Origin of the sequence: Okeania sp. KiyG1, assembly GCF_014132355.1 — a bacterium.
Lineage (GTDB): Bacteria > Cyanobacteriota > Cyanobacteriia > Cyanobacteriales > Microcoleaceae > Okeania.
The window spans coordinates 1-13440 of the sequence record NZ_BLZO01000071.1; the positions used below are offsets into that span (position 1 = coordinate 1).

At 35.3% G+C, this 13440-nt stretch carries 12 protein-coding genes; 8 read left to right on the top strand and 4 right to left on the bottom strand.

Annotated features, from left to right (window positions below):
• Positions 1-220 (top strand): RNA methyltransferase (locus SAGCYANO_RS14915; RefSeq protein WP_305081043.1); only part of this gene is annotated, 220 nt, incomplete at its 5' end.
• A 143-nt stretch (positions 221-363) separates the two neighbouring features.
• Here the strand turns inward: SAGCYANO_RS14915 and SAGCYANO_RS14920 are convergent.
• Complete coding sequence (locus SAGCYANO_RS14920; RefSeq protein WP_202220806.1) at positions 364-540, bottom strand: hypothetical protein; 177 nt, start codon at positions 538-540, stop codon at positions 364-366.
• A 1219-nt stretch (positions 541-1759) separates the two neighbouring features.
• On the opposite strand from SAGCYANO_RS14920, the gene SAGCYANO_RS14925 reads away from it, so the two are divergent.
• The 7 genes from SAGCYANO_RS14925 to SAGCYANO_RS14960 all read left to right on the top strand — a co-directional run bounded on the left by SAGCYANO_RS14925 (position 1760) and on the right by SAGCYANO_RS14960 (position 9622).
• Positions 1760-1975 (top strand): hypothetical protein, encoded by a 216-nt coding sequence (locus SAGCYANO_RS14925; RefSeq protein ID WP_202220807.1) that lies wholly within the window; start codon positions 1760-1762, stop codon positions 1973-1975.
• Positions 1906-2067, top strand: a complete 162-nt coding sequence (locus tag SAGCYANO_RS14930; RefSeq protein WP_202220903.1) for a zinc ribbon domain-containing protein — start codon at positions 1906-1908, stop codon at positions 2065-2067. The genes SAGCYANO_RS14925 and SAGCYANO_RS14930 overlap by 70 nt, the downstream gene beginning before the upstream one ends.
• A 174-nt stretch (positions 2068-2241) precedes the next feature.
• Positions 2242-3669: a dihydrolipoyl dehydrogenase gene (gene lpdA, locus SAGCYANO_RS14935; protein WP_202220808.1), complete on the top strand. Its 1428-nt coding sequence runs from the start codon at positions 2242-2244 to the stop codon at positions 3667-3669.
• Positions 3670-4413: 744 nt separating this feature from the next.
• A complete protein-coding gene (locus SAGCYANO_RS50340) occupies positions 4414-4617 on the top strand; it encodes an IS200/IS605 family accessory protein TnpB-related protein (RefSeq protein ID WP_375339937.1) in 204 nt (67 codons plus the stop codon).
• 559 nt (positions 4618-5176) lie between these two features.
• Positions 5177-6061, top strand: coding sequence for an indole-3-glycerol phosphate synthase TrpC (gene trpC, locus SAGCYANO_RS14945; RefSeq protein ID WP_202220810.1), 885 nt, complete (start codon positions 5177-5179; stop codon positions 6059-6061).
• A 1174-nt stretch (positions 6062-7235) separates the two neighbouring features.
• Complete coding sequence (locus SAGCYANO_RS14955; protein WP_202220812.1) at positions 7236-7466, top strand: DUF5340 domain-containing protein; 231 nt, start codon at positions 7236-7238, stop codon at positions 7464-7466.
• A gap of 998 nt (positions 7467-8464) precedes the next feature.
• Positions 8465-9622, top strand: a complete 1158-nt coding sequence (locus tag SAGCYANO_RS14960) for an alanine--glyoxylate aminotransferase family protein (protein WP_202220813.1) — start codon at positions 8465-8467, stop codon at positions 9620-9622.
• A gap of 867 nt (positions 9623-10489) precedes the next feature.
• Here the strand turns inward: SAGCYANO_RS14960 and SAGCYANO_RS14965 are convergent.
• The 3 genes from SAGCYANO_RS14965 to SAGCYANO_RS14975 form a co-directional block, all read right to left on the bottom strand.
• Positions 10490-10717, bottom strand: coding sequence for a DUF2949 domain-containing protein (locus SAGCYANO_RS14965; RefSeq protein WP_202220814.1), 228 nt, complete (start codon positions 10715-10717; stop codon positions 10490-10492).
• A 1713-nt stretch (positions 10718-12430) separates the two neighbouring features.
• On the bottom strand, positions 12431-12574 hold the full coding sequence (locus tag SAGCYANO_RS14970; RefSeq protein ID WP_202220815.1) for a hypothetical protein: 144 nt from the start codon (positions 12572-12574) through the stop codon (positions 12431-12433).
• Positions 12564-13097 carry a DUF192 domain-containing protein gene (locus tag SAGCYANO_RS14975; protein ID WP_202220816.1) on the bottom strand — a complete coding sequence of 178 codons (534 nt, stop codon included), beginning with the start codon at positions 13095-13097 and terminating at the stop codon, positions 12564-12566. Before SAGCYANO_RS14975 ends, SAGCYANO_RS14970 begins: the two co-directional genes overlap by 11 nt.
• Positions 13098-13440 lie beyond the last annotated feature (343 nt).

Genomic DNA, 13440 nt, shown 5'->3' on the forward strand with positions numbered 1-13440 from the left:
ACCGAACTCAACTATAAATTATTGGCAAATTGACTTACGAAAACCTACACTAATAGTGTTAGGAAATGAGGGGTCTGGTATTTCACAAGATTTACTTGAGTTGGCTGATTATTCTGTCAAGATTCCTTTGGGTAATGAAGTGGAATCTTTGAACGTTGCTGTCTGTACAGCGGTAATTTTGTATGAAGTTCAACGTCAACGTCAATCTCAATCAAATTAGTTAAATGATGAACCTATCCCAGTAATAATATTTTGGCTAAAAACCCTAAGTATTTTGATAGTTAAAAACCAAAAATAAAGCTTTCCAGACACATTTTACTTTAACAAATAAGTCGGTGAAAGATAATGGGATAGGTTATTGTATTATTCTGAATCAAGTTCCGATAATGATTTGCTTTGATGATTTGTCTCCATATATTGGTCTATGTCGGCGATCGCTTCCTCTAATTCTGATAAATTAAGTTTTTGATCTGACTGTTCAGTATCTTGAAGATAAGAATTAGATTTTTCATTGTTGGCTTCCTCAAGAGAGCTATTCAATTGTTTCTCAAAGGTCTCACTAAATGTTTTTGCTGCCTTACTACGAATATCTTTTTATCCATATTAATTTCTGTCCTTGTTATCTTCTGGTTAAGAGTTCAACTTATTTTTATAAATTATAGGCATACAAACAGCAGGAGTCTAGTGCCGCTACGCGGAAGTTAAAAGTCATGCATTTAAAAGTCAAAAGTATTGCTTAGTAAGGCTTTTAGGATTTTGTAACTGGTCAGTTATTTCCGCCATCCTGCACTAGATATTTTATTTCTAGTATCTTCCCGGAGCAAAAGTTAAATCTGCTCTATATTATTAATTAATAGCTAATATTTTGATGATTTGGGACTTTTGACAATTTTTTTCTAGAGTGCTCGGATTATTAATTTTGACTACCTTTGTTGAGCTTTTAAATTGCCTCTACAATCAATGAAGATTTTAAGTTATTTTTAGCTATCTATCATTCAAAATGTATCTAAATTAAGTTTATATAGCAATCTTATTTGAGTTGTGAGGTATTGTAGATTTTTAGGGAACAGGGAATGGGAAACACCGAAGCAATAAAATTCTCAGATCTGATTCCTGATTGCTATATAAACAATTTTTAATCAAATAAAATCATTATCCATAGCAGTTTTCATGTTTCATAGAGTACAGAGATTTTGGCTTAAAGGCAGAAGGCAGCTATGCTGAGGGCAGAAGTTTTTTAGTCTACCTTTGAGAAAACCGTTATAAATAGTAATATAAACTGAATACTCATAGATTTCAGTATTTTATCTGAAATAATTATATTTGTTTTTTTAAGCTCATTATATCATAAACATATAGCTAAGAATATAGCTAAGAAAGAATTGGTTAGGACATAGACTAATGAGGAATCTTAGGCTAGAAAATGTTTTTCCAACTGTTCCCTGTTCCCTGCTATAAAAATTTTATTTGTCGCAGCAAAAAAAGACTAAGTCAAGTAATGTCTGTATGCAAGGCTAGCTCATACAGACACGAATGAATAGTTTCCCAATATGGATTATGTACTTAATTTTCTCGCTCCTTGTGCTTTAAACTTAATTATTGGAGTTTATTTTGGTCAAGAATTAAGTTAATCTGGGATCTAGAGAAAATTAAGTCCAAACAAATCCCAATTAAAATATTTAGCTACATCGCCTAGAAGCTTTATGGCATATTTGAAAAATTGGCGTGAGATAAATCGGTGGTAAATCTATTGGAGTCGATGTCCAAGGGATTAGCTAAAACCAGATTGAGCAAGTCAATTAATGATGCTGGATGGGGACAATTTCTAACTATTTTAACTGTCAAAGCTGTTAGCGCAGCTCCGACCCAGGAGGCAAATGCTGGAGGTGAAGACTATAGCTGTGAATCTTCAAAAAAAAGAGCCAAAATTGTTCAAATTGTGGTGAAAAAGTTCCCAAAAAATTACCAGAAATAACTCATTCTTGTGCCAATTGCTGTGTGATTATTGACCGCGATTTGTTTGCGGAGCATGACAAACGGAAATGCAGCAATAAATATCAAAAATAGGGCGGTAGGGCATTCCGTTCTTAGAGCTTCGTGGAGTCCGACGGGGTACCGGGACTGCGAACCGAGAAGCCCACGCCATACCTTAAAGTTGGCGTGGGAGTATGTCACCTACGTCCCTATAATTTCAAATATTATAGTTTTTGCAAACATACAAACAGGTTTTAAAAACAACAGATGACTCAAGAATTTGATTACGACTTAATAATTATTGGTGCAGGTGTTGGTGGACATGGTGCCGCATTACACGCTACAAGTTGTGGCCTAAAAACAGCTATTGTAGAAGCAGCGGAAATGGGTGGAACTTGTGTTAACCGAGGTTGTATACCATCCAAGGCGCTCCTAGCAGCATCTGGCAAAGTTCGAGAGTTACGAGATACTCACCACTTAAAAACTCTGGGCATTCAATTAGATAATGTAGTTTACGACCGACAAACGATCGCTTCTCATGCTAGTAACATTGTTGACAAAATCAGAGGTGACATGACCAATAGTCTGAAACGTCTAGGTATAGATTTGATTAAAGGCTGGGGGCAAATGGCAGGTCAACAAAAAGTTATGGTCAAGACAGATAAGGGAGAAGAATACTTTACTGCTAAAGATATTATACTTGCCCCTGGCTCGATTCCATTTGTTCCTCCTGGAATAGAATTAGATGGTAAAACAGTTTTTACCAGTGATGATGCTTTGAAACTAGATTGGTTGCCACCCTGGGTAGCAATTGTTGGTAGTGGTTATATTGGACTGGAGTTTTCTGATATCTATACTGCGCTTGGTTCTGAAATTACAATGATTGAGGCATTAGATAGATTAATGCCTACTTTCGACGAAGATATAGCAAAAATTGCACAAAGAGTTCTAATTCAATCCAGAGATATTGAAACTAAGGTTGGTAAGTTAGCTATGAAGGTAACTCCTGGATCTCCGGTAATTATTGAACTAGCTGATGCTAAAACTAAAGAAGTAGAAGAGGTTCTGGAAGTAGATGCTTGTTTAGTTGCTACAGGTCGCATTCCCTACACAAAAAATTTGGGACTAGATTATGTCGGTGTAGAGACTGACCGTCGGGGTTTTATTCCGGTGGATAATAAAATGGCTGTTTTGTCAAGTGGTGAACCTGTACCTAATTTATGGGCGATCGGCGATGCTACTGGAAAAATGATGTTAGCTCATACAGCTTCAGCTCAAGGTATAACAGTGGTAGAAAATATTTGTGGTCGTCATCGGGATGTCGATTATCTTAGTATTCCGGCGGCTGCTTTTACTCATCCAGAAATTAGCTATGTTGGTATGACTGAAACAGCAGCTAAAGATTTAGGAGCAGAGCAAGGGTTTGAAGTGGCAAGTGTAAGAACTTATTTTAAGGGTAATTCAAAAGCAATTGCTGAAGGAGAAACAGATGGCATTGCTAAGGTAATTTATCGTCAAGATACAGGAGAATTATTAGGAGTACATATTATTGGCCTTCATGCGTCGGACTTAATTCAAGAAGCAGCAAATGCTATGGCTCAAAAGCAATCTGTTAATCAGTTATCTTTTAATGTACATACTCATCCTACTTTGTCAGAGGTTTTGGATGAGGCATTTAAAAGAGCAACTGTATAGTTAGGGTTTGCTGAAAAAAGTATAGTGTGGGGACCCACCCCTAACCCCTCTCAGTAGGGGAAGTGTGGGGAGGGTGGGGAGGAGAAAGTAGGAACAGAGAAAGTAGGAGGAATAATTTTAGCTGTATCTTTACTGTGTTTGTCTGCCTATCCTAACTTTTTGGCCACTCTAGCTGAAAAGTTGGCACTTTTTTTCCCTCCAAAAAGGCTAAAACTTTGATCTGTCAGTGCTTTGAGATTTAATCAGCCAACCCTAGTTATAGCAGGGAACAGGGAACAGCGGTGCGACCCCGCGACGACGATAGTCGCACCTGGTAGCGCACTCCTGTGAGGGAACAGTAGGAAAAATATGTCCCTGTCTAAGGTTTATCATCAGCATAAATTTTAACCAACTTGTTCTTTGCTATAGTTATTAATTTCAAGAAAATTGTTATATTTAGTCTCCATAACTGATATAGCAATTTAGTATTCAGTAATCATTTTTTTTGTTTCTCAGGATTTAATTTTGCTTTGAAAGTTAGTAACTATAACTTTAGCAAATTAAGAAATCAGGACTTACGCAGAGACTCTACATATAGCGAGGGCGAATACCATTCGCCCCTACAAATGGTGGTTTCAAAGTCAATTTGTGTAAGTCCTGGAAATGCTATACTACCAAACATTGAAAATTTAAAGACTACAAAAAGAATCATTCTGAAAAAGCTTTGTAATAAGAGAGAATTCAAAATCAATAATTATCTCGCGTATTGCATCCAGTTTGATGATTGATACCCTGATTAATGAGAAAATACGATCATTGATAATAGGGCACAATGAAGACTGGAAGGAAAAGATAAACTTAGGGAAAAGAAACAATCATAATTTTGTATGTATCCCCTATAACAGGTTAATTGAAATGTTATCTTATAAAGCCAAGATGGTAAGGATAAATGTAATTATTACAGAATAATCTTATACCTCAAAAGCAAGTTTTATAGATAATGATTTTCTTCCAGTGTACAAGAAAGACAAAAAAAATCAAATCATTTTTTCAGGAAAAAGAGTAAAGCGATGCAGCGCGGCCAAAGGGGGTTTCCCCCATGAGCGACTGCATCAAGACAAAGAAGTTTGTATCGTACCGCCAACAAAGGATTAATCAATGAGTTGCGTGAACGGTTCTCTAAACATTATTAGAAAAGCAGCTCCCTTTTGTCTTTGACCATGAAAAGCGAGGGTGTTGTAGTGCCTCCTCCGGAGGAGCTGCGCTAACACCCAGTTAAGGTAAAACTTGCAAAATAAGAATATGTCTTATCTGACTATATTTTTATCAACTATAAGGATATCGGTTAGTATATTCCTTTAATTTTCAGGAGTTAAGCTTCAAAAATTACTACTTGTTTAAGACTATAGCAAGCAATGATTTGATGTTTAACTTATGTTGATGATGAACCTGAGACAGAGAAAAACTTTTGCTACTGTTCCTTGTTCCTTGCTATACCAAAAATAGGAAATTATCAATACAAAATATAATGCAAATTCGTCGCCGACCGCCAACTTCAGCAGTAGAAATGGGTAGTTTACGCTATGAAGTGGCTTTACCAAATTCAAAACCTCAAAATATTCTGGAAGAAATTGTTTGGTATAAAGAAAAAGAGGTAGATTCTCTGCGGGATAAACAGTCATTAATTGAGTTAAAAAAGAAAATCAACTCAATGTCTGCTCCTCTGGATTTTTTAGCTATCCTATCCGCAGGAAAAACTCAACCTGCTGTAATTGCTGAAGTTAAAAAAGCTTCTCCTAGTAAAGGGATAATTAGAGAATATTTTGAACCAGTTACTATAGCTAAAGCATATCAAGAAAATGGTGCAACTTGTATTTCGGTTTTGACAGACACAAAATTCTTTCAAGGTAGCTTTGAATATTTGTCAAATATTAGGAAAAATGTTGACTTACCACTACTGTGTAAAGACTTTCTGATTTATCCATATCAAATATATCTTGCTCGTTTATATGGAGCTGATGCTGTACTACTAATTGCGGCAATTTTATCAGACCAAGATTTAAAGTATTTTATCAAGATAGTTAATGCTTTAGGAATGACTGCTTTAGTTGAGGTTCATAGTTTAACAGAGTTAGACCGGGTATTGGCAATAGAAGGAGTTAAGTTAGTAGGTATAAATAATCGCAACTTAGCAGATTTTTCAGTAGATTTACAAACAACTTGTAAATTAATGGAAGCTAGGAAGAAAGAGTTAGAAAAACTTGGTATTTTAGTAGTAAGTGAATCAGGAATACATGGATATCAAGATGTAAATATTGTTAAAAATGTTGGTGTGGATGCTGTTTTAATAGGTGAGTCTCTGATGAAAAAAGCAGACCCAGGTGCAGCATTGCTACAGTTATTTACCGAATAATTAAGGGGTAAAGCTCTCCTTTAACTGCACAAAAGTCTGTCACTCTACAAGGAGAGAAAAGAAATGAGACACATGATAGAGTTATCAAAAAAATTACCGAATAATTAGGTTTTGCTGAAAAAGTCTTTTAGTAGGGGTAGGAAACAGGAGACAGGAGACAGGAGACAGGAGACAGGAGACAGGAGACAGGAGACAGGAGTTAGGGGAATGAGCGAGGAGGTAGGAGTAAGAATTGTCCCAAGTATTGTTATGCCCAACTATGCGCCTAAAATACTAACTTTTTGAGTTTTTTAGACTGAAACAGGGGAAATTTTTTCGATTCCAAAAAGGCTAAAGTCTTTATATGTCAATGCTTTTAGATTTATTCAGCAAGCCCTAATTAAACTTTAAACCCTCTCCTTGAAACTTGAAAGGAGCAAAAAATCCTTTTATTTAGTCCTATTCTTTTCATAAGAGGTAATTATTAATTATTAATTTTTGAATATCTCATTAGACATCTCCTCCAAAAGAGGGAGTAGAGAGTAGGGAGTAGAGAGAAATAATTGATGATTTATGTACGATAATTGATTTGACTTTTGATTATTGGAGATACAGCATTTTTTCAGGTAAATGAGGTACAAATATGAACGATAAAGTGAATGCAAGTGCGGGTATTTTGCCCACGACTGGTGTACTAATATGAAATACCCTGTATCTATTTGCTGTCCTCAGTCTTTATGAAAAATTTCCCCATAACATAACCTCAAATAATACTAAATCCTATTTTGATTAGGTTACTCTAGGAACAGAGAAAAATTATAAATCTGTTCGATCTACTGAACTCGGTATTAAGATGAAAATTAAATCTTATTTGCTTAAACCACATAAACTATATATAGTTGTCCTGAATAGGTTTTGCACAGATGTTAGTTATCTAAATACTTATGGTTACTTATCTTGATATGTAGCTAATGTTCATATTCTATCTTAGTGATTTATCTCAATATTTGTTGAAGCTTCATCCATGATGTCTACAATTAGTTGGGCTTAATACCCATAAATTTTTTCTTTCTTCCTTCTTCCTTCTTCCTTCTTCAAGAAGAATTACTAATACAGCAACTCTATGATTTCTATTTATTTTTGAAATTATCGCATAGCACAATTAACCAATCTGTAAACCTTTATAAATAAAACTATGGAAGCAATACCAGTTCCCTCCCGTATCCATTATGAACTACTACTTCAGTTATTAGAAAAAAAGACGATTTTAGCAGTAGACTATAATACAAAGCAGCACGCAAAAGCACGGGAACTTATTGTAACTGTGAGAAAAGCTTTAGCGCTACAAAAACAATTAGAAGACATTTGCAAGCAAGCAAATTTACCCATTGAATATCAATGGTCTCTTAATGAAACAGAAAAATAAATATTACAGCGTATTTGGTGGTTTATGAAGCACAGTAGGGAGAAGAGAGTAGGGAGTAGGGAATAAGAAAGAACATAGTTTTTTCCATCGGCGAGTATGCGTTTTAAATAAGCTTTCATTATTGGGACACTAAACTACTGTGCCACATTTACATGAAATCTGCTGTAAGTGCATTAAAGCAAGCAAAAAAAAGGTATCTATGAGCTTAATAATACTCAAAAATTAATATCTAATACTTTTGAGAACCCGAAGGTGGAATTGTTCAAGAATTTAGAATTTAGAATGCGCGAATTTAGAATTACCTCTCTTTGAAAAGAAGAGGATTGACGAACAGGAAAATTTTTATTTATTATCCCCTTAAAAGGGGAGGCTTTAAACCACAATATTTCGGTAATTAATAACTTCACTAAATAAAACCTAGAATAAAATTACCAATGGATAATTAATTAACAATCATTCATTAATTAAACTTGAAAGTCTCTTGATTTTAAGAATCAATAAAAAAGCACACACTTCCTTTTTTTGATCAATCCTCTATTTCAAAGGAAGAAGTAATGATAAATTCTTGATTTCGCCTATCCAATTAATACAATTATTAAGGAATTAACTATTTATTAATTAGCTCAATGTAATATTTTTAGTAATGATTAGGGGAATTTAATACAGTTAGTATTTCCGCGATAATTTGTGAAATTATTCAAAATCATTACTTATAACAACAAAAACTTTGTGATTACTTTTAACTTCTAACTTTTACCAGATAAATAGTTGCTTTAATCATTGAATTATCCGTTAATATCTTAAATGTAAATTCTATAGAAAGAAAAATCAAAAATCTCCTAAAAAAATAATTAAAATTAAATAACTCCTCAAATAACTAAAACTTTATTTTTATTAAGTGGGAATCTTAAAGAAAAATAAGTTTTTTAAATAAAATGCTTCTCAATCAATAAACATATAAACTAACTCAAGTAAAACAAAACAAAGGAATAGAAATAATGAATGACAAACTAATGTTAATGATTCCTGGGCCTACTCCAGTACCAGAAACAGCATTACTAGCTATGGCCAAACATCCAATCGGCCATAGAAGCAGTGACTTTTCCAAAATTATGGCAGAGGTGACAGAAAACCTTAAATGGCTACATCAAACAAAAAATGATGTGCTAGTTTTAGCATCTAGTGGAACTGGGGCTATGGAAGCAGGTATAATTAACTTCCTAAGTCCAGGCGATCGCGTACTATGTGGATGTAATGGTAAATTTGGCGATCGCTGGGCAGAAGTAGCTACTGCCTATGGTCTAGAAGTCGAAAAAATCACAGCAGAATGGGGCCAACCTCTGGACTCGGAAAAATTTCGTGAACAACTAGAAGCAGATAAAGATAAAAAAATCAAGGCGGTCATTATCACCCATAGTGAAACTTCTACAGGTGTTCTCAACGACCTAAAAACTATTAATAGTTATGTTAAAGCTCATGGTGAAGCATTAATTATAGTAGATGCCGTCACCAGTATTGGGGCAGTCAATATACCAGTAGATGAATTAGGTCTTGATGTTGTTGCTTCAGGTTCTCAAAAAGGTTATATGATACCCCCTGGTTTAGCTTTTGTATCAGTGGGTGCTAAAGCTTGGACTGCATATGAAACGGCCAAATTACCACGTTACTATCTTGACTTGGGTAAGTATCGTAAAGATGCAGCTAAAAATACTACACCTTTTACCCCGCCAGTAAATTTATTCTTTGCCTTGCAAGCTACACTTAGAATGATGCAGGATGAAGGATTAGAAAATATATTTGCTCGGCATCAACGTTTAATGACTACGACTCGTGCAGCAGTCAAAGCTTTAGGGTTGCCCCTGTTTGGGCCAGATGCAGTAGCTAGTCCTGCTATTACGGCAGTTGCTCCTCCACCAGAAATAGACGCTGAAAAAATACGGACTATTGTAAGTAAGCGTTTTGATATTGCTTTAGCTGGTGGACAAAACCACTTGAAAGGGAAAATTTTCCGTATTGGACATTTGGGTTTTGTTAGCGAACGAGATATTCTCACCGCTATCTCTGCATTAGAAGTTGCTTTGCGAGAGTTGGGATATGAAGCTTTTACTCCAGGAGCAGGTGTAGCTGCTGCTTCTAGGGTTTTAGCAGAGTTATAATTTAGCATCTAAAATTTTGCAATAGTTAGGGGGGGGTTCCACGTTAAATTAATGAGTCTTAACAAATTTAGATGAACCCGCCTCCACCCCATTAATGAAGTCAGAAGTCAGAAGTCAGAAGTCAGAAGTTATTTTTGTAACGGGGATTTTAGGAATTCTCCAAAAATATTTCGCCTTAAAAGGTGGGGTTGCGCGACCCAATCCTGTTTGATAATCTAACCCTAGCTACATATTGAAGAACCATTATTTTCAACGTTTAATTAGGGTTTGCTGATTAATTATAAAAGTATTGACTTATATTGGTTTTAGCGTTTTAGAGTTGAAAAAAGTACCAGCTTTGGAATGGAAAAAGCTCATGCATGGAGCGTATTTTGGGACGATTATGGCAGAAAAATTGAGAGACAATTCTTAACTCTTACCTCCTCTACATTCCCCGTTCCTCCTGTCTCCTGTCTCCTGTCTCCTGTCTTCCCCTCCCCTCCACGGTCGGGGTTAGGGGTGGGTTGTCTCCTACCCCAGCAAAAAGACTTTCCATACGCAAACCCTAATTAGAGATTTTAAATTGAGTTCTGAACTAGAGTTAAATTGATTATTTCTAGTAATTATTCTGTAAGTATTCTGTAAGTATTCAGCTGTTAGCTATCAGCTTAGGGCAATAAGACTCCCTCCTGAAGGAAGTGTTTAAATCAAAATAGACTTTAAGGTTAAATAAACCTGCTTTTGTAAGATTTAATTATGACTGGATTCTGGCTTAATAAGAACCCTTAAAATAGGGTTTAAATCAACCTCAAAAACAATAGCTGATAGCTGATAGATGACGGCTGTTTGCGCAGCATTACCTAGAAAATGCCTACATTATTCTGGCATTCAATTGAAATCATAAGTGGTTTCTAGCCAATCAAATATTTTATCTAATTGCTCTAGAGTAACTAAACCGTATTGCCATAATATCATTGGTAAAGCACTGAAGTCTGGTTTACGATCTACTAATGTTGAACTAATACTAGCTCTTTCAGCAACTGCTATAGAAGCTGAAGAAATAGATAAATCATCTTTCAAGAAATGGATAAAGCGAGCATAATTATTTGGTGTCATTTTTCTTTACCTCCTATTTTTCAGACACCACTCTCTTTGCAACTCTTGTTTACAAGAGAATATATAGAGTCACATATTTAAGAGAATTATGATGTCAATAAAATTAATATTTTTTGGGTATATTATCGATAGTTATTTACTATCATCAAGCAATAATTTTTCTTGGGTATTGCTAGATATGCCAGTTTTTTATCTGTTTACTAAACTCTGCATTTTTTCCAAAAATTTAGACTGAAACTCAACTATAACTACTACTCCTGGACTATACGAAGTTTTGAGAATAGCTCGGTTTGAATCTACATAAGTTGCATCAGCTATTCCGCAAAACTAGCTATTTAATTTCTAGAAATATTTAGTGAAATTATTGTTACTCAAAATGTATATACATTCAGGTTGAAAAACAGTTCACTATCTTTCTTATCATTACAGAATGCTTTCTATTGACTTCTCTCTTTAGTCAAAAGATATAAATGGCGCAGACACAGTATCTAAGTAGGTAGTTGCCTTTTTTCAAACTATTACTACTTACGAAGCTAAACTTGCTCGAGTCAATTTTTGGCAAAATAACTACTTTCTTTTAACCCACATTCCGCACCACAAAATGTAGCAACCGAATCAGGAGTCAGGAGTCAGGAGTCAGGATACAGAATTTGGGAGAAAACCATAGCTACTGTAATTGAGTAATAAATCAAGCAAGTATTTATGCTTAATTATTTACTCGGAATTTAATCAACGAAAAAAGTAATTGAGATGATTTGCATAGTATAAATGCCTACCAAGCTACGAATTTATATACTACTTTTAATGTTACAAATTGAAGTGCGGAATGTAGGTTTTAATATTTGTTTGTATGTATAGCAATGTGCGCTGGCTTATGTACAACTTACAGGAACTGTCCAAGAGCTAAAAGTCTTATATTATCAGTTTTTTATTCCCCCTGTTGCCTATTGCCTATTGCCTATTGCCTGCGCACAGCGCTATATTTTCATTCACAATACAAACAATCTTTTATGCATAAATGCGCAAAAATATACAACTCGATTTTCACTCCTAGCACAAAATATGATTATCCTCACACCAATCAACAGAATTAAATTAAGCAAAGCAAAAATAGACTCTTAGCAAGACAAGTTTTTCTATATCTTCCATACCTTCTTGGTCAAAGTAATACTCGTAACTCAGTTCAGTATTATCGATATTGTCAAAATATTTTTCTTACGGCTTGCGAAACTTAATTTATTTTGATTTATTTCCGATGAATAGAATAACAGTATTACAAACCATGAAAAATTTGAGAATGTATATTCTGAACTTTAGGTTAATAATACTTTGAATCCATCTAAATAATGTCTGGTTTACAAATATAGCAAACTAAAACTTTAGTGTAAATATATAGTAAGTAAAATAATAAAAAGTTTTATTAGGTTTTGTCAACATAATTCATAATTTCGCGATCTTTTAGCTTGCTATACAAAAGGGAGTGGGGGAGCACAGGAGTAGGGGAGTAGGGGAGTAGGGGAGTGGGGAGTAGGGAGTAGGGGAGTGGGGAGCAAGGGAGTAGGGGAGTAGGGGAGTGGGGGAGTAGGGGAGTGGGGAGTAGGGGAGTGGGGGAGTAGGGAAAAAACCGAAATATATCCTCATTTCTTTTAACTGGAACTGAAGCGATTGTAGCTAACATCATTAGGTAATTTATCCCCAGTTCAATCAATACCATTACCGTTGCACCGACTGCCCTAAATTTTTCGGTAGTCCTGCATAGTAATGGTGAAGATATATATTTTTAATTTCTCCGACACTCCCCACACTCCCCACACTTCCCACAGTCCCCACAATCTCTCTAGCATTACTATGCACCATCACCAATTTTTCTAATCATTATCCGGTCTCCTACTTTCAAACCTAATTCCTTTGCACGTCTTCCCCGAAGTTCAATTACTCGATCGACTAACACATCAGGTCCATAAGTAGGGCAAGGGTCAGCTAAACAGGGAGGGGCATTTTCAGCGATCGCCTTAACTATGCCAGAGTTAATAAATATAATATCAAGAGATATCTGGCAATTTTTCATCCAAAAGCTAACTTTCCGAGGTGGGTCAAAAGAGAATAACATTCCTCGGTCATCAGCAAGTTTAGTCCTGTACATTAAACCTATTGCTTGCTGTTGAGGAGTTTTCGCGACCTCTAAATTAATTATCTGATTCGATATATGAGCTTTTGCCGTAATTGGTAATATTTGGCCTTGTTGAGATATATGAGAATCTGATATATTTTCAGCTTGTGCTTGAGTATTAAAAACTTGAACAAATATTATTTGTAGCAAACAGCAAACCAATAGAAATAAGATTATTCTAGACTTAAGCAAACCAATTTTACGACTCATAATTAATTATTTATCAGATGTTCTATCAAAAATGGAGTTTTGAGGACTCCCGGTATAATCTCCGATTTACCGGGAGATGAATCGCGACCAAACAAACAAGCCAGCATTTCATTGAGATAGAATTATGATACAATGGGAACATGATAACATTGAGTTGTTACTGTGGCCTTTGCAAATCGTAGCATAAATTGACGCTCGTTGGCGTACTTTCGGGGACTGGCAACAGTCTAGATAAGTGCCACTCAAGCAGTAAACCGAGCATCGTGAGGTTTGGGAATCTCCTGTTATAATCTTTGATTTAACGGGAGAGAATGTGAAGTATGTTTGATTCAGCAGCGCCTAA